Raw genomic sequence first — 21,416 nt, forward strand, 5'->3', positions numbered from 1 at the left:
GATGATTGCATTTACTGCGGCGGAAATCGCCGAAATCACAAACGGCCGCCTGGACGCCGATCCCGGGATCACCCCTCTTTCGGTGGTCACCGATTCCCGTGAGGCGGCCCCCGGGTCGCTCTACGTGGCGAAGCCGGGAGAGAACGCAGACGGCCACGACTTCGTCGCAGCGGCCTTCAGCCGTGGTGCCGTACTGGTTCTCGCGGAGCGCCAGGTGACGGGTGCGGACGGTGAAAAATACCCCGCGGTCCTGGTCCGGGATGCCGTCCTGGCGATGGGCGCGCTGGCCGCCGAGGCAGTCCGCCGCATCCGTGCCGCCCGGGCTGGAGCCGGAGATGCCCTGACAGTTATCGGCATCACCGGCTCCGCAGGCAAGACCACCACCAAGGACCTCCTCGCCGGGATTCTCGCGCAACAGGGTCCAACCGTGGCGCCGCAGGGTTCCTATAACGGCGAGGTGGGCGTGCCGCTCACCGTCTTCGGGGCCGATGCACAGACGCGGTACCTCGTGATCGAGATGGGTGCCACCGGCATAGGGCACATCAGCTATCTGGCCGGCATGGTCAAACCGGACATCGGTGTTGTCCTGGGCGTCGGCACGGCCCACGCAGGCGAATTCGGCGGGGTGGACAACATCGCACAGGCCAAGGGCGAGCTGGTGGAAGCCCTCGGCACCACCGGAACCGCCATCGTCAACCTCGACGACGAACGCGTCGCCGCCATGCGGAGCCGCACCATGGCAACGGTGCTGGGCTTTTCCGCCGAAGGACGCAGCGACGCCGCCGTCCAGGCGCTTGACCCGGATACCAACGCTGAGGGAAACCCCGAGTTTGATTTGCTCCTGCCCGGCGGCGAGGCCGGCCTGCACGTGCGCAGCCGCCTTATCGGCGCGCACCACACCGGCAACCTCCTGGCCGCGGCAGCTGCCGCCTTTGCCGCCGGAGTGCCCGGCCACGACATTGCCGCGTCGCTCAGCACCCAGACGGCGGCGAGCCGGTGGCGGATGGAACGCACCGAACGTGCTGACGGGGTCACCGTCATCAACGATGCCTACAACGCCAATCCTGAATCCATGCGGGCCGCCCTGCGCACTTTGGCCGACCTCGGCCGGGGCAGGCGGACCTGGGCCGTCCTGGGCGCCATGCTGGAACTGGGACCCGATTCCATCCGCGAACACACAGCGGTGGGAACCCAGGTGGTCCGGCTTAACATCTCCAGGCTTGTGGTGGTGGGCCGCGAGGCGCGCGCTCTCTATGTTTCTGCCGTCCAGGAAGGATCCTGGGGTGACGAATGCGTCTTCGCGGAAACCGCTGAAGAGGCCTACTCGCTGCTCGATGCGGAGCTTGAACCCGGGGATCTGGTGCTCTTCAAGTCGTCGAACAGCGTGGGGCTGCGGCACCTGGGGGATCGGATAGCATTACCCCCACAATCCATCCAACCGGCCGACGAAGGGAGCAAACTGCTGTGATTGCACTTCTGATCGGTTCGGGACTGGCCCTGCTGTTCGCCCTGGTAGGAACCCCGCTCTTCATCCGGCTTCTGGTGAGCAAAAGCTACGGACAGTTCATCCGCGATGACGGACCCACCTCGCACCACACAAAACGCGGCACGCCCACCATGGGCGGAACCGTGGTGGTGGCTGCGGTCCTGCTCAGCTACGGCCTGACACACCTGATCATGTGGATGATGAACCCGGCATCCGCCGGTCCCTCCGCCTCAGTCCTGATCCTGCTCTTCCTGATGGTCGGGATGGGGCTGGTGGGGTTTTTGGACGACTTCATCAAGATTTCCCGGCAGCGGAGCCTCGGCCTGGACGCCAAGGCCAAGCTCATTCTGCAGGCTGCAGTTGGCATTGCCTTCGCCATCCTGGCCCTGAACTTTCCCGACGCGGACGGCGTGACGCCCGCCTCCACGAAGATTTCCCTGGTACGCGACGTGCCCTGGCTGGACCTGGCATTCGGCGGCACAGTCCTCGGGGCCATCCTCTTTGTCCTTTGGTCCAACCTGATCGTCACCGCGGCCACCAACGGCGTGAACCTTACCGATGGCCTTGACGGGCTTGCCGCCGGAGCCTCGATCATGGTCTTCGGTGCCTACACCCTGATGGGGATCTGGCAGAGCAACCAGGCCTGCGGATCGCCGCGGGAGGCCGGCAGCGGCTGCTACTCCGTCCGCGACCCCCTGGACCTCGCGCTCCTGGCGGCCATCATGAGTGCGGCCCTCGTGGGCTTTCTGTGGTGGAACACCTCGCCGGCAAAGATTTTCATGGGCGACACCGGCTCCCTCGCCATCGGCGGCGCCATTGCCGGCTTCGCCATCCTGTCCCGGACCGAACTGCTCCTGGGCATCATCGGCGGACTGTTCGTCCTAATCACCCTGTCCGTGATCATCCAGGTGGGCTATTTCAAAGCCACCGGCGGCAAACGCGTCTTCAAGATGGCGCCGCTGCAGCACCACTTTGAGCTGCAGGGCTGGGCGGAAGTGACGGTGGTTGTCCGGTTCTGGATCCTGGGCGGGCTCTTCGTGGCCGTCGGCCTGGGAGTCTTCTACGCCGAATGGGTGGTGCTGCTGTGACGGTTTCAGCCCGCCTGCAGAACCTCGTCAGCTGGGATTCCGATTGGGCCGGCCTGCGTGTAGTGGTCACCGGCATCGGCGTCTCCGGATTCGCCGCAGCAGATACGCTCATCGAACTCGGAGCCCGGGTTGTAGTTGTTGACGCCGCCACCAGCGGCACAGCCCTGGCGCAGGCCGACACCCTGAAGATCGTGGGGGCAGCGGATGTGCTCCTGGGTGAGGAGGCCGTCGCCAAGGTACCCAGAATCGACGGCGCCTTCCCGGACCTCATCGTCACGTCCCCCGGGTGGCGGCCGGACCAGGCGCTCCTCGCCGCGGCCGCACGCGCCCACATCCCGGTCTGGGGCGACGTCGAACTCGCCTGGCGCCTGCGGGTCCGGGAAGGCCACAAAACTGCTGACTGGCTGACCATCACCGGAACAAACGGCAAGACCACCACGGTGGGACTGACCGAGGCAATGCTCCAGGCCGCCGGACTGAAGGCCATCGCGGTAGGCAATGTGGGAACGCCCATCCTGGACGCCCTCCGCGACCCCGTCGAATACGACGTCTTCGCCGTTGAACTCTCCAGCTTCCAGCTGCACTGGGCCGAATCGCTCTCGCCTGTGGCCAGTGTCTGCCTCAACGTTGCCGAGGACCACGTCGACTGGCACGGTTCCTACAACTCGTATCTCGCGGACAAGGCGAAGGTCTACGAACGCACCCAGAAGGCCTGCATCTTCAACGCCGAACAGATCGAGACCGAACGGATGGTCGAGGACGCCGACGTCGTGGAGGGCTGCCGCGCCGTCGGTTTCACCACCGTGACGCCCGCCATCAGCATGCTGGGCGTCGTGGAAGGACTCCTGGTGGACCGGGCGTTCATCGCGGAGCGCAAGGACAGCGCCGCCGAGCTGGCCTCGATAAAGCACCTGGGCGAGTTTGCCCCCCGCCACATGGTGGCCAACGCACTCGCCGCCGCAGCCCTCGTCCGGGCTTACGGCGTGGATCCAAAGGCGGTGCGGCGGGGAATCCAGGCCTATGTGCCGGGCAACCACCGCATCCAGCCTGTTTCCCGGGAAAAGGGCGTGCTCTGGGTCAATGACTCCAAGGCAACCAACCCCCACGCGGCCGCGGCGTCCCTGGGGACCTTCAACAATGTGATCTGGATTGCCGGTGGTTTGTCCAAGGGCGTCAGCTACGACGACCTGGTCCGTGAACACGCAGCCCGGCTGAAAGCCGTGGTACTGATCGGCACGGACACCGCGCCGCTGGCCGAGGCCCTCGAGCGACACGCACCCGATGTCCCCGTGATCCTGCCGCCGGCGGGCGACACTGAAAACATGCAGACTGCCGCAACGGGCGGAGCCATCGCTGGCGGCTCGCCGGTTTCCGGGGAGACCGTGATGGCCCGGGCTGTTGCAGCAGCAGCGCAGCTGGCCGCATCCGGGGACACCGTCCTGATGGCCCCGGCAGCTGCTTCCATGGATCAGTTCTCTTCCTACGCTCACCGCGGCGACGCCTTTATCGAAGCTGTCCGCGAGCTGGTGGAAGGGCAGGCCAAGACCGGCGAGGAGTAACAATGGTCAGCACGCCCACCCGGCCGCCGGCGCCCCACCCTGCACTGCCTGTACGGATCAGGGGCTGGTACCGCGGCTTCTGGTCCACCCTCGAAGGGACAGGGACGTCCAGGAACGGCTCGACCTACTACCTCATCCTGGGTTCCACCCTCGCCCTGACCGCCATCGGCATCATGATGGTGCTTTCGGCCTCCAGTGTTGAATCCATCGCCGCCGGAAAGTCGCCCTACGGGGACGCCCTCAAACAGGGCATGTTCGCTGCGATCGGCATCTTCACCATGTTCGTTCTCTCGCGCATCAACGTGGTCTGGCTCAAACGCCTCGCTTGGCCAGGACTCGGCGGTGCCCTGGTCCTGCTGGTCCTGGTGCAGCTGATCGGTGATGAGGTCAACGGAAACAAGAACTGGATCGATATCGGCGGCATCACGTTCCAGCCATCCGAGGCGTCCAAGCTTGCCCTGGCGCTCTGGATGGCCACCGTCCTCGCCAGGAAAGGAAAGCTTCTCCAGAGGCTCTCACATGTCCTGATTCCCGCGGTGCCGCTGGCGGGCGGGGTGATCGGGCTGGTGCTCCTGGGCAACGACCTCGGTACAGCGATGATCATCATGATGATCGCGGCTGCGGCGCTTTTCTTCGCCGGGGTGCCCCTCTACCTGTTCGGATTCGCCGCCCTGGTGGCCGCCGCCGGTACAGCAGTCATGGCCGTCACCAGCTCAAACCGGATGTGCCGCATCACCTCATGGTGGACAGGGCAGTCCTGTGCCGACGGCATAGACGCCAACTACCAGGCAACCAACGGGATCTACGGGCTTGCCTCCGGCGGCTGGTTCGGCGTGGGCCTCGGCCAGAGCCGGCAAAAATACAGCTGGATTCCGGAAGCCCACAACGACTTCATTTTTGCCATCATCGGCGAGGAACTCGGCCTGGTGGGCACCGTCGTCGTCCTTGTCCTTTTTGCTATCCTCGGTGCAGCCATCTACCGCGTAGTGGTTGCACAGGAGGACATGTTCCACCGCGTGCTGGCCGGCACCATCATGGTGTGGCTGCTGGGGCAGGCCACCGTCAACATGGCGGTGGTGACGGGCCTGATGCCGGTCATCGGAGTCCCCCTGCCGTTCATTTCCTACGGCGGCTCGGCTCTGCTGATGTCCCTGTGCGCGGTCGGGGTGGTGCTGTCCCTCGCCCGTGAACAGATGGCTCCAGCGCTGCGGCCCAAGAAAATACTGAAGTTCGGCGCCAAGCGGGGATCCACCGGCCGCAAGAAGACCGTCAGAAAGCGTACCTAGCACCACATGAAAAACCAGAACCTCTCCATTGTCCTGGCGGGTGGCGGAACCGCCGGCCATATCAGCCCTCTCCTGGCGATCGCGGCCGCGCTCCGTTCCGCCGTGCCGGGGGCCAGACTGCTGGCTGTGGGCACACCTGCCGGCATGGAGACCCGGCTGGTTCCCGCCGCCGGTGTGGAGCTTGCCACCATCGACCGCGTGCCGTTTCCGCGGAAACCCTCCGTGGACCTGCTCCGGCTGCCTGCCCGGCTGGCCGGCGCTGTGCGGCAGTCCGGCCGCATCCTGGACGACGCTTCGGCCGATGTCCTGGTGGGGGTGGGCGGCTACGTCTGCACGCCCCTGTACCTCGCGGCCCGGCGGCGGGGAATCCCCATCGTGATCCATGAAGCCAACACGCGGCCAGGACTTGCCAACCGTGTGGGATCGTTCCTCACCCGGCACGTCGCCACCGCCTTTGACACCACCCGCCTGCGGCATGCCCGCCACGTAGGAATGCCGATGCGCCGGGAAATCTCAGGACTGGACAGGGATTCAGCCCGGGCCGCTGCCCGCGAAGCCCTGGGCCTGGATCCGGTGAAGCCCACCCTGATCGTCACCGGTGGTTCGTCCGGTGCCCAGAGCATCAACCGCGCCGTTGCTGCGTCCGTGCAGGCCCTTGCCGCTGCCGGGATCCAGACCCTGCACATCACCGGCCGCGGAAAGACTGTCCAGGGTCCCGGCGGCGGCCCGCTCGCCGCCGAAGGCTACCGGCAGGTCGAGTACGTGGATGGAATGGAACTGGTGTATGCCGCCGCGGACGTCCTGCTTGCACGGTCCGGTGCAGCGACTGTCAGCGAAGTGGCCGCCGTGGGATTGCCGGCGGTGTTTGTTCCGCTGCCCATCGGCAACGGAGAGCAGGCCCTTAACGCAGCCGGACTCGTGAATGCCGGCGGCGCTGTCCTCGTCGCTGACCGGGACTTCACCGCCCAGTGGGTGGCGAGCCAACTTATCCCACTGGTCACTGACGCGGACAGGCTTGCCGGCATGGCCGCCAACTCGCGCAGGCTTGGTATCAGAAACGCCGATCAGCTGATGGCTGATCTTGTTCTGGAAGCGGTGTCCGTATGAGCTCCGCAGGCGTCCGCAGCCAGCAATCGCTGGGCCGCGTCCACTTCATCGGCATCGGCGGCGTGGGCATGTCCGCAGTGGCACGCATTATGGTGGCACGCGGCGTGCCCGTCAGCGGGTCCGATGCCAAGGACCTTCCCGTGATGGCCGAGCTCGCTGCCGCCGGTGCGAGGATCGCCGTGGGGTACGGTGCGGCAAACCTCGGCGATGCCCAGACCGTCGTGGCCGGTTCAGCGATCCGTCCCGACAATCCCGAGCTGGTGGCCGCGCGCGCTGCCGGGCTTCCCGTGCTGCACCGCTCCGAAGCGCTGACCGCCACCATGGGGGAGGACCTGGTGGTGGCCGTCGCAGGTACCCACGGCAAGTCAACCACCACGTCCATGATTACCGTCCTGCTCCAGGGCGCCGGGCTGGACCCGTCGTTCGCCATCGGCGCCAACGTGCCCGCCCTGGGTGTCAACGCTGCCCACGGCACCTCCGGAGTTTTCGTCGCCGAGGCCGATGAATCCGACGGATCCTTCCTGAACTACCGGCCGAGGATCGCCGTTGTCACCAACGTTGAACCCGACCACCTGGATTTCTACGGCACGGCCGAGGCGGTCTACGAGTCCTTTGACCGGTTCACCATGCTGCTCCCGGCTGACGGGGTCCTGATGGCCTGCGCCGACGACGCCGGTGCCCTCGCCCTCGCTGAGCGCACCGCGGCGCGCGGCAACACCCGGGTGGTCCTCTACGGAACCTCGGACCGTTCGGACCTCGTGCTGCACGACGGCGGCCCGGGGGCAGTCTCGGTTTCCTCACCTGCGGGCCGGTTCGCCCTGGAACTCCAGGTACCGGGACGGCACAACGCCCTGAACGCTGCCGCCGCCTTCGCCGTAGCACTGGAGCTCGGCGTCGATCCCGACGCAGCAGCCCGGGCCCTGGCCCACTTTTCCGGCGCCTCCCGCCGCTTTGAACTGAAGGGCGAGGCGCGCGGTGTGCGGGTCTTTGATGATTACGCCCACCATCCCACGGAGGTCACTGCAGCGCTCACCGCCGCCCGTTCTGTTGCCGGGGGGCACCGTGTCCACGTGCTGTTCCAGCCCCACCTCTTCTCCCGCACCCGGGAGTTTGCCAAGGAATTCGCCGACGCCCTGAACCTGGCGGACACGGCCCTGGTCCTGGACATCTACCCGGCCAGGGAAGATCCCATCCCCGGAGTCAGCAGCCAGCTCATCGCCGAGCACCTGGCGCCGGGCGGACGCCTCGTGGAACCGGACACCGCGGTGGAAGCACTGGCGGCGGCGGCCGGGCCCGGAGACATCATCCTGACCGTCGGTGCGGGGGATGTCACAGCATTCGGCCCGCAGATTGTGCAGGCGCTCGATGGGTAGCCCGCGCCGGCCCACCTACGCTTCGCGGGGCAGCCGGAAGCCCGCGGCCCCGGGCCCTGAGGTGCAGGGGCTGGGCGAGCCGGAAGTCATCTCCGCTTCCAAGGCCGCACCGGAGCCGGCCGCGGCAACGGGGCCCAAACCGTCCGCCCGGTCCACGTCCGGTAGCCCGAAGAAGGGCACGGGCATCTCTGCCGGGAAACAAAAGCCGGTAAGCCCCGGCAACGTGCTGGCGTTCCCCGAGCCGCCCGCAAAGCGGCGCAAACGCAACGTCCTCGTTGTTGTGTGCACGGTGCTGGCGGTGGTTTTGGCAATTCTGGCTGCCGCAGTATTTTCTCCCATCCTGGCTGTCGGAACAGTTTCGGTGTCGGGGACCAGGCTGGTCACCGCCGAGCAGGTCAAGGCTGCCCTGGATCCGCTCAAGGGCAGGCCGCTGCCCCAGATCAGCGACGAGGAGGTGGCCCGCCTGCTGGAGCCGCTCGTCCAGATCAAGTCCGTGTCCACCCAGGCGCGGCCGCCGTCCGAGTTGGCGGTTGAAGTGCACGAACGGGTCCCGGTGGCGCTGGTGAAGCAGGGGGAGCAGTACCAGCTGGTTGATGTTGACGGTGTGGTGCTGGGGACCACTGCGGACACTGCATCGGTGTCGCTGCCTGTGATCGACGGCGGGGCGGGAACCATCGGCAAGGAGCTCTTCCAGGCCACTGCAGCGGTGCTGGGTGCGCTCCCGCTGGATGTCCTGGCGCGGCTTTCCAACGCATCGGCCCAGTCGGTGGACGCCGTCGAGCTGAAGCTGGTGGACGGCCAGACCATCGTGTGGGGAAATGCGGGGGAGAAGGAGCTTAAAGCAAGGGTGCTCGAGGCCCTGCTGAAAGTACCCGCGGATCCGAAGAACCCCGTGCGCGTCTACGATGTGAGTGCACCCCGTCACCCGGTGACACGGTGAGGTTTATATTCCGGTATTCGCGCGACACGCGGCGCCGGTTATTGAATGTCCACACCATAGGAAATAGCGTCAAGACATGAGTTACTTGACATAACTCTAACCTTCAACTCGAAGGTTAGAGTTATAAGCTTCAAGCCCGACTCCACAGTTTTAGCATCACAACACGAACAAGGGACACGTAACGTGGCAGCTCCGCAGAACTACTTGGCCGTCATCAAGGTCGTCGGCATCGGCGGCGGTGGCGTGAACGCAGTCAACCGCATGATCGAGGTCGGCCTCCGCGGTGTTGAATTCATCGCGGTCAACACCGATGCCCAGGCATTGCTGATGAGCGATGCTGACGTCAAACTCGACATCGGGCGCGAGCTGACGCGCGGCCTGGGAGCCGGAGCGAACCCGGAGGTTGGCCGGCAGGCTGCCGAGGACCACGCCGAGGAAATCGAAGAGGTCATCCGCGGCGCTGACATGGTCTTTGTCACCGCCGGCGAAGGCGGCGGAACCGGCACCGGCGGCGCGCCCGTCGTCGCCCGGATCGCCCGTTCGCTCGGTGCGCTGACCATCGGCGTCGTTACCCGTCCGTTCACCTTCGAAGGCCGCCGCCGCGCAGGCTCCGCGGAGGCCGGCATTGACGCCCTCCGCGACGAAGTGGACACCCTGATCGTCATCCCCAACGACCGTCTGCTCTCCATCAGCGACCGCAACGTCTCCGTCCTGGACGCTTTCCGCTCTGCTGACCAGGTGCTGCTGTCCGGTGTCCAGGGCATCACGGACCTCATCACCACGCCGGGCCTGATCAACCTTGACTTCGCGGACGTCAAGTCCGTCATGCAGGGCGCAGGGTCCGCCCTGATGGGTATTGGTTCAGCCCGCGGTGAAGACCGTGCCGTCAAGGCCGCGGAACTAGCCATCGCGTCCCCGCTCCTGGAGGCCTCCATCGACGGCGCCCACGGCGTCCTGCTGTCCATCCAGGGCGGCTCGGACCTCGGCCTGTTTGAAATCAACGAAGCAGCACGGCTCGTCCAGGAAGTTGCCCACCCCGAAGCGAACATCATCTTCGGTGCGGTCATCGACGACGCCCTTGGTGACGAAGCGCGGGTCACGGTCATTGCCGCCGGGTTCGACGACGTCAAGGCCACCTCGCCGTCCATGGATCAGTCACAGCCCCAGGTAGCACCGCAGCGGCCCGCCGCCGCGCCGGCACAGGCACCTGCCTCCGCCGGCAGCCACCAGCCGAACACCCAGCCCGTCCACGCCGGGGTAGGCGCGTCGGGACTCAGCAACTGGGGCCAGCAGCGCCAGTCCGCGGTCCCTGCTGACTCAGGCTTCGACGTCGACCTCCCCTCAGTGGTGGAGCCGGACCTCTCCGGAAGCCGTGCAGATGACCTGGATGTCCCTGACTTCCTGAAGTAGGGCACGGCTTGTTCCTTTGGCGGACGGAAGTCCGTCCTGGCGTGAGTGTGGCGTTCACCGACAGCCATGCGGGCAACCTGGCCCTGCATGTGGGGGACAACCCTGCTGACGTTCTCCAGCGCCGCCAGGCCCTGGAGCACGCGGCGGGTCTGGTTCCTGGTTCGCTCCGGTTTATGGAGCAGGTCCACGGCACTGCCGTTGAAATGATGGAACCGGACACGCCCGCGCCGACGGCGGACGCCATGGTATCGCAGGGCCTGCCACTCGCCGTGATGGTGGCCGACTGCATCCCGGCAGTACTCGTTGGCGAGGCGCCCGGCGGTCCGGTCCTCGCGGCAGTACACGCGGGCCGCCCGGGCATAGCCAACGGCATCCTCCTGGCTGCGGTCGGGAAAATGCGGGCGGCCGGAGCGGCCAATATCTGTGCATGGCTCGGTCCGTCAATCTGTGGCTCCTGCTACGAGGTGCCCGCTGAGCTCCGCGCGGAAGTCGCTGCGCAGGTGCCCTCCACGTGGTCCACTACCTCCTGGGGCACACCTGCCCTTGATCTGCCCGCCGGGGCGAGGAGCCAGCTGGAAGCTGCCGGGGTTAGTGTTGACTATGCAGGTCCGTGCACGCTCGAGAATGAACAGCTCTTCTCCTACCGCAGGTCCGGTACCACCGGCCGCCTTGCCGGAATCGTGTGGTCACATGAGTGAGCACGGCGCGGACGCCGGCACGGCGCGAACGGCTGAGCTTGCCGGGCGGCTGGCAGCAGTCCAGCGGCGCATCGGGGCCGCTGCCTCCGCTGCAGGCCGGGCTGCGGATCTGCCAGCCCTGATCGTGGTCTCCAAATTCCATCCTGCCGCGGACGTCAGGCGGCTGGCTGGACTCGGTATCCGGGACTTCGGCGAAAACAAGGACCAGGAAGCCTCAGCGAAAGCCGCTGAACTGGCCGATCTTAAGCTGAACTGGCATTTTGTGGGACAGCTCCAAAGCAAGAAGGCCAAATCCGTGGTCAAGTATGCCCGGGCGGTGCACTCCGTGGACCGGCTGTCACTGGTTGACGGCCTCGAACGGGCCATTTCAGCGGAACAGGCCCGGACCGGGCGCGGGTCCCTGGACTGCTTCATCCAGGTCAGCCTCGACGCCGGCGCCGGGGCTCACCGGGGCGGCGCCGATCCGGCTGAGGTGCCCATCCTGGCGGATCGGCTCGCGGCAGCGGAAGGACTGGAGCTGGCCGGTGTTATGGCCGTGGCGCCGCTGGGGGCCACGCCGGAGGATGCCTTTGAGAGACTGGCCGGCATCTCCGCAGCACTGGTATCGCGCCACCCTGCCGCCAAAGCCATCTCGGCAGGCATGAGCCAGGACCTCGAAGCGGCCATCCGCTTCGGAGCGACACACCTGCGAATCGGCTCCGATATTCTCGGATCGCGTCCTGACGTGCGGTAGCGTCGAGCTATAGGAAGTGAATGGCGGGGGATGCCAGTGCTGTCAAGTCATTGGGCGGCCCGTCTGCGGACACGATTAGGAGTCGACCATGGCCGGCGCTCTGCGCAAGACAATGATCTATCTTGGGCTCGCCGACGGCGATGAACACTATGAGTCCGAGCACACCACAACACGTAAGGACGAGGACGAATCAATGGAAGTTGACCGCGAGGAACGCCGTGCACCGGCACCGGTCCGCGATGTCAGCCGTGAAGCGTCCTACGCCCCCGAAGAGGAATACCGCGCACCTGTGACACCCATCAAGCGTGCGGCCTCGAGCCGCGAAGAAACGTCCGGGCTTCGGCAGATCACTACGATCCACCCGAGGTCCTATAACGACGCGAAGCTCATCGGAGAAAGTTTCCGGGACGGCATCCCCGTCATCATGAACGTCACAGACATGGGCGAGTCAGACGCCAAACGCCTGGTGGACTTCTCGGCAGGCCTGGTATTTGGGCTCCGGGGAAGCATTGAACGGGTCACCAACAAGGTGTTCCTGCTCTCGCCGTCGTACATTGAGGTCATCGGTGATGACAAAAAGGTCAGCGAGACCCAGGCCAGCTTCTTCAACCAAAGCTAGCCACAAAGCTTATTGCAGATGCCAGACAGGTACACCTGTCTGGCATCTGTGCTGAAATAGACACGAAACGTTGGCAGGGCACTGCGGTATCCGGAATGGACATGGAGATATGAGTTAAGTCATGGGAATTGTTTTCGGACTTGTCTATATCGCCCTGTTGCTGTTTCTGGTGGGGCTGATCATCCGGCTGGTCTTCGATTGGGTCCAGATGTTCGCCAGGGAATGGCGTCCGCGCGGTGCCGCCCTGGTGGTGGCCCACACGGTGTACTCGGTCACCGATCCGCCACTGAAGGTGCTCCGCAGGCTGATCCCTCCACTGCGTCTCGGGGGTATAACGTTGGACCTCGGTTTCCTGATCCTGTTCATCGCCGTGGGGATCGCAATGGCGGTCATCAGGGGTTTCGCGTAAGTTTCGATTAGACCTAGCAGCGCAGGTGAAGTTCCCGGAAGGAACCCAGCCTTGCGAGGCGAAGAAATCTCCGGTTTGACACCCAGTGTTGAATTAGAGGAACCAGACAATATTTAGGTACCGTAGTTTTGACGGCCGGAAGGCCTACTGACTAACTAGACCAATGAGGTGACCAGATGGCTTTGACGCCAGAAGACGTTGTCAACAAGCGCTTTCAGCCGACCAAGTTCCGCGAAGGCTACGACCAGGACGAAGTTGACGACTTCCTGGACGAGATCGTCGTGGAACTCAGGCGCCTGAACCAGGAGAACGACGAGCTCCGCAAGAAGCTTGCCGAATCCGGTAATGCCGTGCCTGCCAGTTCTGCCGCAGCCGCGCCGGTGGTCGAGAAGGTCCCCGCGCCCGTCAAGGCCGACAAGGACGACTCCGCCGCCAAGGCCGAAGCTGAGGCAAGGGCTGCTGAAGCCAGCAAGAAGAAGCAAGCCGAACAGGTTGTTCCCGTCGCTGCCGTTCCCGCGGCTGCCCCGGCCCAGTCTGCCGGAAGCACGGTTTCCGCTGAGTCCGCTGCCGGTCTGCTTGCCATGGCCCAGCAGATGCACGATCGCCACGTCGCTGACGGTCAGTCCCAGAAGGACAAGATCATCGCTGAGGCCCAGATCGAAGCCAGCAGCCTGGTCAACGACGCCCAGGAGAAGTCCCGCAAGATCCTTGGCGCCCTGGAACAGCAGCGCTCCGTCCTGGAACGCAAGGTTGAGCAGCTTCGCGGCTTCGAGCGTGACTACCGTTCACGCCTGAAGGCTTACATCGAAGGCCAGCTGCGCGACCTCGACGCCCGTGGCTCTGTTGCTGCCCCGGAAGTTGAAGCGCACTAGCTTCGTCAACAACGTATTCTGAAAGCCGGTGGCTGGGGGATTCCTCGGCCGCCGGCTTTTGTGATTAGCATCGGTTTTACAAAATGAAAGCACCATGACTGACGATCTCGCCGCGGACGCTCCACACCCCGCTCCCTCATCCGCCCGTCCATCGAGGACACTTCTGCTCTCGCTGTTTGCGGGCTTCGCGGTCTTCGCCTACGTGCTGGACCAGCTGACCAAGATCTGGGTGACTTCCTCGATGGTGGAGGGGGAACGGATCCCCGTTCTGCCGCCGCTCCTGCACTGGTATTTCATCAGGAACTCCGGCGCCGCGTTCTCCATCGGCGAAAACGTGACGTGGGTGTTTTCCATCATCATGGCGGGCGTATCCATCGCCATCCTGTTCCAGGTGCGCAAACTGGGCTCGGCGTGGTGGTCACTGGCGCTCGGGCTCCTTCTTGGCGGTGCGTTGGGCAACCTCACGGACCGGCTGTTCCGGGAGCCATCGTTCGGGATGGGGCACGTGGTGGACTTCATCCAGCTGCCCAATTTTGCGATCTTCAATATCGCGGATTCCGCGGTCGTCTCAGCTGTTTCCATTATCTGCATCCTGACTCTGCGTGGAATTTCCCTGGATGGTACCCGGCACGCCGCTGAGCCACAGAAGAAAGCCGATGATGCCTGAGCGCATCGTAGTGGCCGGGGAATTCGGCGGAACCCGGGCTGATGCAGGGCTCGCGGGCCTGATGGGAATCTCCCGCAACATGGCCGCCACGCTTATTGCTGAAGGCCACGTACTGAGCCGCGGCAAGAAGCTCGGCAAGTCAGCGCGCCTGGCTGCAGGAGACGTCCTGGAAGTAACGGTGCCTGATCGACGGGACCCGCTCGAAGTGGTGGAGGAAGTTGTGGAAGGCTTTAAGATCCTGTTGGACGACGACGACTTCGTCGTGGTGGACAAGCCTGTAGGGGTCGCGGCGCATCCTTCCCCAGGATGGGTGGGTCCCACCGTGGTGGGTGGGCTTGCCGGCGCCGGGTACCGCATTTCAACGTCAGGTTCCCCTGAACGGGCCGGAATCGTCCACCGACTCGACGTCGGGACCTCAGGCGTGATGGTGGTGGCCAAGACAGAGCGGGCCTACACGGCGCTGAAGCGGGCGTTCAAGGAGCGCACCGTGGACAAGGTGTATCACGCGGTGGTCCAGGGCCTCCCGGATCCCCTGGAAGGCACCATTGACGCGCCCATCGGGCGGCACCCGGGCCACGACTGGCGGTTTGCCGTCATCGAGGATGGCCGTCCGTCCATCACGCACTACGAGGTGCTCGAAGCCTTCGGCAAGGCCACCCTGGTGGAGGTGCACCTTGAAACAGGCCGCACCCACCAGATCCGGGTGCACTTTTCTGCCCTGCGGCACCCCTGCGCCGGGGACCTCACGTATGGCGCAGATCCGCGGCTTGCTGCCACGCTGGGGCTGACCCGCCAGTGGCTCCATGCCCGCCAGCTCGGTTTTGAGCACCCCGTCTCAGGGGAGCGCGTGACGGTCACCAGCGAGTACCCCCAAGACCTGGAGTATGCCCTGGAAGTCCTGGAATCGGGCCAGGCCTAGGGACTGGGTCGCTGCGGCGGGGACGGCCGGCCAGCGCATAGAATAGTGCGGTGACTTCCAGCAATGCCTCGTTCGTCCATCTTCACAACCACACCGAGTACTCCATGCTGGACGGCGCTGCCCGTCTGGGGGAGTTGTTTGATGAGACCGAACGCCTGGGCATGCCTGCCCTGGCCACCACGGACCACGGGTATCTGTTCGGCGCCTTCGATTTCTGGAAACGCGCAACGGACCAGGGCATCAAGCCCATCATCGGCGTCGAAGCCTATGTAACGCCCGGCACCGCACGGACGGATAAGAGCCGCGTGCGCTGGGGCGAGGAACACCAGCGAAAAGACGACATCTCCGGTGGTGGTTCGTACACCCACATGACGCTCCTGAGCTATAACAATGCCGGGATGCGCAACCTCTTCCGTGCGTCCTCGATCGCCTCCCTGGATGCCGTCTTCGGCAAGTGGCCGCGGCTGGACCGCGAGCTTCTGAACACCTACTCGGAAGGCCTGATCGCCACCACCGGCTGCCCCTCGGGGGAAGTCCAGACGCGCCTGCGGCTTGGCCAGTACCGTGAGGCCCTCGAAGCCGCCTCGGAGTTCCGCGACATTTTCGGTGCGGAGAACTACTTCTGCGAACTGATGGACCACGGCCTGGACATCGAACGCCGGGTTACGGGGGACCTGCTGCGGCTGGCCAAGGACCTCAACCTGCCCCTGGTTGCCACGAACGATCTCCACTACACCCACGAGCACGATGCCAAGGCCCACGAGGCCCTGCTGGCCATCCAGTCAGGTTCCACGCTGCTGGAGCCCACCTATGACAACGGCGGTTCCCGGTTCGCGTTCTCCGGCAGCGGCTACTACCTGAAGTCTCCCCAGGAAATGCGGGAGCTGTTCAGGGACCACCCGGATGCCTGCGACAACACCCTGCTGATTGCCGAGCGGTGCGAAGTGTCGTTCAACACCGGCGCAAACTACATGCCCCGGTTCCCCTGCCCGCCGGGGGAGGACGAGACATCATGGCTGGTCAAGGAAGTGGCTGCCGGGCTCGAATTCCGTTACCCGGGCGGCGTCCCGGACAAAGTCCGCACCCAGGCTGACTACGAGCTGGAAGTCATCACCTCGATGGGGTTCCCCGGGTACTTCCTGGTGGTGGCGGACTTTATCAACTGGGCCAAGAACAACGGCATCCGGGTGGGGCCCGGCCGTGGCTCCGGCGCCGGTTCCATGGTGGCCTACGCCATGCGGATCACGGACCTTGATCCGCTGCACCACGGCCTGATCTTCGAGCGCTTCCTCAACCCGGACCGCGTCTCCATGCCTGACTTCGACGTCGACTTCGATGACCGGCGCCGCTCCGAAGTCATCGACTACGTGACCCGCAAGTACGGCGACGAGCGCGTGGCCATGATCGTCACCTACGGCACCATCAAGACCAAGCAGGCACTGAAGGATTCGTCCCGCGTGCTTGGCTACCCCTTCAGCATGGGCGAGACGCTGACCAAGGCGCTTCCGCCTGCGGTCATGGCCAAGGACATTCCGCTCGCGGACATCCAGAACCCGGAGTCCAAGCGCTACGGCGAAGCCGGCGATTTCCGTCAGCTCATCAGCACAGACCCGGAGGCCGCAAAGGTCTTCGAGACCGCCCTGGGCATTGAGGGGCTGAAGCGCCAGTGGGGCGTCCATGCGGCCGGGGTGATCATGTCCTCGGACCCCATCATCGACGTCATCCCCGTGATGCGCCGCATCCAGGACGGCCAGGTGATCACGCAGTTTGATTACCCCACCTGTGAAGGCCTGGGCCTGATCAAGATGGACTTCCTGGGTCTGCGGAACCTGACGATCATTTCCGACGCCCTGGAGAACATCAAGCTCAACCGCGGCCACGAGCTCGACCTCGACACCCTGGCACTGGACGACGTCCCGTCCTACGAGCTGATGGCCCGGGGTGACACCCTCGGGGTGTTCCAGCTCGACGGCGGGCCCATGCGCGCCCTGCTGAAGCTGATGAAGCCTGACAACTTCGAAGACATCTCCGCCGTGCTTGCCCTCTACCGCCCGGGACCGATGGGCGCGAATGCGCATACCGATTACGCGCTGCGCAAGAACGGGATCCAGGAAGTCATTCCGATCCACCCTGAGCTTAAAGAGCCTCTTTCCGAGATCCTCGGCGGGACCTACGGCCTGATCGTTTACCAGGAACAGGTGATGGCCGTGGCGCAGAAACTTGCCGGCTATTCACTGGGCCAGGCAGATATCCTGCGCCGGGCCATGGGCAAGAAGAAGAAATCCGAGCTGGACAAGCAGTTCGCCGGCTTCTCCCAGGGCATGCAGGACAACGGCTACTCCATGGAAGCCGTGAAGACGCTGTGGGACATCCTTCTTCCGTTCTCCGATTACGCCTTCAACAAGGCGCACTCCGCCGCCTATGGCGTGATTTCCTACTGGACCGCCTACCTCAAAGCGCACTATGCCCCGGAGTACATGGCCGCCCTGCTGACATCGGTGGGTGACGACAAGGACAAATCAGCCATCTACCTCAACGAATGCCGCCGCATGGGCATCACCGTGCTGCCGCCCGACGTTAACGAGTCGGCGCTGAACTTCACGCCAGTGGGCAACGACATCCGCTTCGGCATGGGAGCCATCCGCAACGTGGGCGTCAACGCCGTCGAAGCCATGGTGGCCGCCCGCGAAAAGGAAGGCGCCTACACGTCCTTCAAGGACTACCTGGTGAAGGTTCCCGCAGTTGTCTGCAACAAGCGGACCATCGAGTCGCTCATCAAGGCCGGCGCCTTCGATTCACTGAACCACCACCGGCGCGCGCTGGCGATGATCCATGAAGAGGCCATCGACTCGGTCATTACGCTCAAACGCAATGAGGCGATCGGCCAGTTCGATCTCTTCGCAGGCTTCGACGAGGCTGAATCTGAAGCGTCGCTGAGCATCGAGATTCCCGACCTGCCTGAATGGGAGAAGAAGGACAAGCTCTCCTTCGAACGGGACATGCTTGGCCTGTACGTCTCGGACCATCCGCTGCAGGGGCTTGAGGGGCTGCTCAGCCAGCACGCGGACCAGAGCATCACATCTGTGATCGCCGAGGACGGGCCGCACGACGGCGCCATCATCACCATTTCGGGCATGATCACTTCGCTGAGCCGCAGGATCGCCAAGGCGAGCGGCAACGCCTACGCCCGCGCGGAAATCGAAGACCTCGGCGGCTCAATGGAAGTGATGTTCTTCGGCCAGGTCTACGGCCCCATCGCCTCCGTCCTGGCGGAAGACCTCATTGTGGTGGTCAAGGGCCGCCTCCAGCGGCGCGACGACGGCGCTGTGGCCCTGAACTGCATGGAGCTCTCCGTTCCCGATCTCAGCGAGGGCACGAACGGACCTGTACTCATTTCCATGCCCACGCATAAGGCCACCGAGGCGGTGGTCACTGAGCTCGGGGATGTCCTGCGGAACCACCGGGGAAACTCGGAAGTCAGGCTGCACCTCCAGGGCGACACCCGGACGGAAGTCATGGGGCTGCCCGTTCACTTGCGGGTCAACCCGAGTCCTTCGCTGTTCGGCGACCTGAAGGTACTCCTCGGGCCCACCTGCCTCGATAACTAGATTTCGTAGTCCAGCGGGACAGGCTGGCCGTAGGCGCCGGCGTGATAGAGGAGCGGGGAACCGTCGTCGCCAACCTCACCGTCCACCACTTCAACAACAACCACGGCGTTGTTTTCGAAGGAAAGACGCATCTGGATTTCCCCGATGAGCCAGCCGGCGACGCCCTTGAGGATCGGGACATCATGGGGGCCAAGTTTCCAGTGGTCTCCGCCGAAGCGGTCCTTGGTGCGCGCGAAGCGGTCGGCCAGCTCCTGGTTTTCCAGGCCCAGCATGTGGACGCCCAGGTGGGTGGTGTTGGCGATCGCCGGCCACGAACTCGAACTCCGGGCCATGTTGAACGTGAACCGGGGTGGCTGGGCGGACAACGATGCCACGGACGTCGCAGTGAAACCATACGGCTCGCCTTGGTAGTTCACCGTGATGATTGCCACGCCGGCCGCGTGCCGCCGGAACATTTCCTTGAACGTGTTCTCGTACGCCGTCTTGTCTGTCATAGGGGGAACTGCTCCTGAAACGCGGGCTGGATTTCGGACTCTGCATTAAGCCTATGGCTCCCGCGCAGGCCGGCGGAATCGCCCGACCCGCCACGTCATTTGATCGGGAGGGGCGAACATTTGTTAAGGTTTGTTAAATGAGTCAACACTCCGCCGGCCGCCGGTCTTCCCGCCTGCCGTGGAAGTGGTTTGCGGTTGCAGCGGCCGCTGGTGGCCCCACGGGGCTGCTCTGGTGGCTGCTGGCCCCGGGCGGACTGAACCTGATCACCCGTGACCCTGAATTCGCGAGCGGGACCAACCCCGAACTGTGGCTGCCCCGTGACCTCACCCTCGCAGGCCTCTTCGTGTTCGCCGGATGCATGGTGGCCGTACTGCTGACAGACAGGGACGGGCGCGCTGCCCAGGCGGCCTTCCTGCTCAGCCTCGCCGGCGGTTTGGCAGGCGCGGTTGTGGCTTGGCAGGGCGGCATCCTTGCGGCCCAGCTCTGGGGCGGGCCAGCCGATACCTCCGTCAATCCAAGCGTGGCCTTTTCGCTCCGCTCCCTGTCCGTGCTGCTCCTGTGGCCGGCGGCAACGGCCGTGTCCGTCTTTGCACTGAGCCTGTTGCACCTTCTCCGCAGGGAGCCGGAGGCTGGCAGCACGCCGTTAGCCGGAGGCACCTCGCCGGGTGCGTAAAATGGACCGGTGACCATTACTCCTGAAGTTCCTGCCCCTGCTTCTGCCGCAGCGCTTAGTTTCCGTACGGTCGATCTTCGCGGACGGGACCTTACACTGGCCGGTTTGCGGGCGGCAGTTCCCCGCGCGCAGCACCAGACCGTGGCGGACGCGGAGCAGAAGGTCCTGGACATCATCGGGGCCGTCCGCACCCGAGGTTTCGCGGCCCTCAATGAACTGGCGCTGAAGTTTGATGGTGTTCAGCAGGAGCACCCGCGGGTCCCGGCCGAAGCTTTGGCGAATGCCCTGGTGGAGCTGGATCCTGCGGTCCGGAGCGCCCTGGAGGAATCGATCAGCCGCGCCCGGCGGTTCGCGGATGGACAGCGGCCCCGGAATATCGACGTCGAGCTCGGGGACGGCGCCCTGGTGAGCCAAAACTGGGTTCCGGTAGCGCGGGTCGGCCTGTATGTCCCCGGCGGCCTGGCCGTCTACCCGTCATCGGTGATCATGAATGTGGTCCCGGCCCTCGCCGCGGGCGTGGAGTCCATTGCCCTGGCCTCGCCGCCGCAGAAGGACTTCAACGGACTCCCGCACCCCACCATCCTCGCGGCAGCGGCCCTGCTCGGCATTGACGAGGTGTACGCCATCGGCGGGGCACAGGCCATCGCCGCCTTCGCCTATGGTGTCGAGGCCACTGACGCCGGACCGGCGCTGGAGCCCGTGGATGTTGTGACCGGTCCGGGAAACATCTTCGTGGCCACCGCGAAACGCCTCGTCAAAGGGGTGGTGGGGATCGACTCCGAGGCAGGCACCACGGAGATCGCCATTCTGGCCGATTCCTCCGCCCAGCCTGCCCTCGTGGCTGCGGACCTGATCAGCCAGGCCGAGCACGATCCGCAGGCCGCGTCAGTACTGATCACCGACTCCGAGGACCTTGCCGCTGCCGTCAGGGTGGAACTGGAGCGGCAGTCGGCCGGAACCAAGCACAGCGCGCGGGTCCGTGAGGCACTCGCCGGCCCCCAGTCCGGAGTTGTCCTGGTGGAGGACGTGGAACAGGGCATCGCCGCGTGTGACGCCTACGCCGCTGAACACCTTGAAATCATGACGGCGGACGCGCCGGCTGTGGCCGCCCGGATCCGTAACGCCGGTGCCATCTTTGTGGGGGACTACAGTCCCGTCAGCCTGGGGGACTACTGCGCAGGCTCCAACCACGTGTTGCCCACCAGCGGCACTGCCGCGTTTTCCTCCGGGCTGAACGTCACCACCTTCCTGCGTGCAATCCAGGTGGTGAACTACAGCAAGGCGGCGCTGCAGGAGGTCAGCGGCCACATCGTGAGCCTGTCCGGCGCCGAGGACCTGCCCGCCCACGGCGAAGCGGTGACCGCACGGTTCCAGCAGGACTCCTGACCGATTCACGCAGGGCGGCAACCGGGGCGGCGCCACTACATGTAGTAATTACAGGATTGTTATTCCGCTATATGTAGTCGTAGACTGA

The 21,416-nt window shown here is 64.9% G+C and carries 19 protein-coding genes; 18 read left to right on the forward strand and 1 reads right to left on the reverse strand.

Annotated features, from left to right (window positions below; all coding sequences use genetic code 11):
- Nucleotide 1 precedes the first annotated feature (1 nt).
- From ACP7AX_RS05385 to dnaE, 16 genes are all read left to right on the forward strand, one after another.
- On the forward strand, nucleotides 2-1,468 hold the full coding sequence (locus ACP7AX_RS05385; protein ID WP_426225671.1) for a UDP-N-acetylmuramoyl-tripeptide--D-alanyl-D-alanine ligase: 1,467 nt from the start codon (nucleotides 2-4) through the stop codon (nucleotides 1,466-1,468).
- A complete protein-coding gene (gene mraY, locus ACP7AX_RS05390) occupies nucleotides 1,465-2,574 on the forward strand; it encodes a phospho-N-acetylmuramoyl-pentapeptide-transferase (RefSeq protein WP_131681817.1) in 1,110 nt (369 codons plus the stop codon). Before ACP7AX_RS05385 ends, mraY begins: the two co-directional genes overlap by 4 nt.
- On the forward strand, nucleotides 2,556-4,133 hold the full coding sequence (gene murD, locus ACP7AX_RS05395) for a UDP-N-acetylmuramoyl-L-alanine--D-glutamate ligase (RefSeq protein WP_426225672.1): 1,578 nt from the start codon (nucleotides 2,556-2,558) through the stop codon (nucleotides 4,131-4,133). Before mraY ends, murD begins: the two co-directional genes overlap by 19 nt.
- A 2-nt stretch (nucleotides 4,134-4,135) precedes the next feature.
- Entirely contained in the window at nucleotides 4,136-5,419 is a 1,284-nt protein-coding gene (ftsW, locus tag ACP7AX_RS05400) for a putative lipid II flippase FtsW (RefSeq protein WP_426225673.1), read from the forward strand.
- 6 nt (nucleotides 5,420-5,425) lie between these two features.
- A complete protein-coding gene (murG, locus tag ACP7AX_RS05405) occupies nucleotides 5,426-6,526 on the forward strand; it encodes an undecaprenyldiphospho-muramoylpentapeptide beta-N-acetylglucosaminyltransferase (protein WP_131681814.1) in 1,101 nt (366 codons plus the stop codon).
- On the forward strand, nucleotides 6,523-7,899 hold the full coding sequence (murC, locus tag ACP7AX_RS05410) for a UDP-N-acetylmuramate--L-alanine ligase (RefSeq protein WP_426225674.1): 1,377 nt from the start codon (nucleotides 6,523-6,525) through the stop codon (nucleotides 7,897-7,899). The genes murG and murC overlap by 4 nt, the downstream gene beginning before the upstream one ends.
- Complete coding sequence (locus tag ACP7AX_RS05415; RefSeq protein WP_426225675.1) at nucleotides 7,892-8,839, forward strand: cell division protein FtsQ/DivIB; 948 nt, start codon at nucleotides 7,892-7,894, stop codon at nucleotides 8,837-8,839. The genes murC and ACP7AX_RS05415 overlap by 8 nt, the downstream gene beginning before the upstream one ends.
- A 183-nt stretch (nucleotides 8,840-9,022) precedes the next feature.
- Nucleotides 9,023-10,249: a cell division protein FtsZ gene (gene ftsZ, locus ACP7AX_RS05420; protein ID WP_131681811.1), complete on the forward strand. Its 1,227-nt coding sequence runs from the start codon at nucleotides 9,023-9,025 to the stop codon at nucleotides 10,247-10,249.
- A gap of 8 nt (nucleotides 10,250-10,257) precedes the next feature.
- Nucleotides 10,258-10,947 carry a laccase domain-containing protein gene (locus ACP7AX_RS05425; protein WP_131681810.1) on the forward strand — a complete coding sequence of 230 codons (690 nt, stop codon included), beginning with the start codon at nucleotides 10,258-10,260 and terminating at the stop codon, nucleotides 10,945-10,947.
- Nucleotides 10,940-11,680, forward strand: coding sequence for a YggS family pyridoxal phosphate-dependent enzyme (locus ACP7AX_RS05430; protein ID WP_426225676.1), 741 nt, complete (start codon nucleotides 10,940-10,942; stop codon nucleotides 11,678-11,680). The genes ACP7AX_RS05425 and ACP7AX_RS05430 overlap by 8 nt, the downstream gene beginning before the upstream one ends.
- 88 nt (nucleotides 11,681-11,768) lie before the next feature.
- Complete coding sequence (locus ACP7AX_RS05435; RefSeq protein ID WP_131681808.1) at nucleotides 11,769-12,299, forward strand: cell division protein SepF; 531 nt, start codon at nucleotides 11,769-11,771, stop codon at nucleotides 12,297-12,299.
- A 121-nt stretch (nucleotides 12,300-12,420) separates the two neighbouring features.
- Nucleotides 12,421-12,708, forward strand: a complete 288-nt coding sequence (locus ACP7AX_RS05440) for a YggT family protein (protein WP_131681807.1) — start codon at nucleotides 12,421-12,423, stop codon at nucleotides 12,706-12,708.
- A 176-nt stretch (nucleotides 12,709-12,884) separates the two neighbouring features.
- Nucleotides 12,885-13,580, forward strand: a complete 696-nt coding sequence (locus ACP7AX_RS05445) for a DivIVA domain-containing protein (RefSeq protein WP_426225677.1) — start codon at nucleotides 12,885-12,887, stop codon at nucleotides 13,578-13,580.
- Between the two features lie 94 nt (nucleotides 13,581-13,674).
- Complete coding sequence (gene lspA, locus ACP7AX_RS05450) at nucleotides 13,675-14,247, forward strand: signal peptidase II (protein ID WP_131681805.1); 573 nt, start codon at nucleotides 13,675-13,677, stop codon at nucleotides 14,245-14,247.
- Nucleotides 14,240-15,166: an RluA family pseudouridine synthase gene (locus ACP7AX_RS05455; RefSeq protein WP_426225678.1), complete on the forward strand. Its 927-nt coding sequence runs from the start codon at nucleotides 14,240-14,242 to the stop codon at nucleotides 15,164-15,166. The genes lspA and ACP7AX_RS05455 overlap by 8 nt, the downstream gene beginning before the upstream one ends.
- A gap of 50 nt (nucleotides 15,167-15,216) precedes the next feature.
- On the forward strand, nucleotides 15,217-18,774 hold the full coding sequence (gene dnaE / locus ACP7AX_RS05460; RefSeq protein ID WP_131681803.1) for a DNA polymerase III subunit alpha: 3,558 nt from the start codon (nucleotides 15,217-15,219) through the stop codon (nucleotides 18,772-18,774).
- On the opposite strand, the gene ACP7AX_RS05465 is transcribed toward dnaE, so the two are convergent.
- Nucleotides 18,771-19,268, reverse strand: a complete 498-nt coding sequence (locus ACP7AX_RS05465) for a flavin reductase family protein (RefSeq protein WP_108597213.1) — start codon at nucleotides 19,266-19,268, stop codon at nucleotides 18,771-18,773. The genes dnaE and ACP7AX_RS05465 overlap by 4 nt on opposite strands.
- A 137-nt stretch (nucleotides 19,269-19,405) precedes the next feature.
- Between ACP7AX_RS05465 and ACP7AX_RS05470 the strand changes: the two genes are divergently transcribed.
- A complete protein-coding gene (locus tag ACP7AX_RS05470; protein WP_426225679.1) occupies nucleotides 19,406-19,942 on the forward strand; it encodes a hypothetical protein in 537 nt (178 codons plus the stop codon).
- Nucleotides 19,943-19,951: 9 nt separating this feature from the next.
- On the forward strand, nucleotides 19,952-21,328 hold the full coding sequence (hisD, locus tag ACP7AX_RS05475) for a histidinol dehydrogenase (protein WP_131681801.1): 1,377 nt from the start codon (nucleotides 19,952-19,954) through the stop codon (nucleotides 21,326-21,328).
- Nucleotides 21,329-21,416 lie beyond the last annotated feature (88 nt).

Source organism: Pseudarthrobacter sp. DSP2-3-2b1, assembly GCF_049895945.1.
Lineage (GTDB): Bacteria > Actinomycetota > Actinomycetes > Actinomycetales > Micrococcaceae > Arthrobacter.

Bases quoted from the DNA above. Each gene is read 5' to 3' on its own strand.
- ACP7AX_RS05385 (WP_426225671.1), top strand. From the start codon at position 2: ATGATTGCATTTACTGCGGCGGAAATCGCCGAAATCACAAACGGCCGC.
- murD (WP_426225672.1), top strand. From the start codon at position 2,556: ATGGGTGGTGCTGCTGTGACGGTTTCAGCCCGCCTGCAGAACCTCGTC.
- ftsW (WP_426225673.1), top strand. From the start codon at position 4,136: ATGGTCAGCACGCCCACCCGGCCGCCGGCGCCCCACCCTGCACTGCCT.
- murG (WP_131681814.1), top strand. From the start codon at position 5,426: ATGAAAAACCAGAACCTCTCCATTGTCCTGGCGGGTGGCGGAACCGCC.
- murC (WP_426225674.1), top strand. From the start codon at position 6,523: ATGAGCTCCGCAGGCGTCCGCAGCCAGCAATCGCTGGGCCGCGTCCAC.
- ACP7AX_RS05415 (WP_426225675.1), top strand. From the start codon at position 7,892: ATGGGTAGCCCGCGCCGGCCCACCTACGCTTCGCGGGGCAGCCGGAAG.
- ACP7AX_RS05430 (WP_426225676.1), top strand. From the start codon at position 10,940: ATGAGTGAGCACGGCGCGGACGCCGGCACGGCGCGAACGGCTGAGCTT.
- ACP7AX_RS05435 (WP_131681808.1), top strand. From the start codon at position 11,769: ATGGCCGGCGCTCTGCGCAAGACAATGATCTATCTTGGGCTCGCCGAC.
- ACP7AX_RS05440 (WP_131681807.1), top strand. From the start codon at position 12,421: ATGGGAATTGTTTTCGGACTTGTCTATATCGCCCTGTTGCTGTTTCTG.
- ACP7AX_RS05445 (WP_426225677.1), top strand. From the start codon at position 12,885: ATGGCTTTGACGCCAGAAGACGTTGTCAACAAGCGCTTTCAGCCGACC.
- lspA (WP_131681805.1), top strand. From the start codon at position 13,675: ATGACTGACGATCTCGCCGCGGACGCTCCACACCCCGCTCCCTCATCC.
- ACP7AX_RS05455 (WP_426225678.1), top strand. From the start codon at position 14,240: ATGCCTGAGCGCATCGTAGTGGCCGGGGAATTCGGCGGAACCCGGGCT.
- ACP7AX_RS05465 (WP_108597213.1), bottom strand. From the start codon at position 19,268: ATGACAGACAAGACGGCGTACGAGAACACGTTCAAGGAAATGTTCCGG.
- ACP7AX_RS05470 (WP_426225679.1), top strand. From the start codon at position 19,406: ATGAGTCAACACTCCGCCGGCCGCCGGTCTTCCCGCCTGCCGTGGAAG.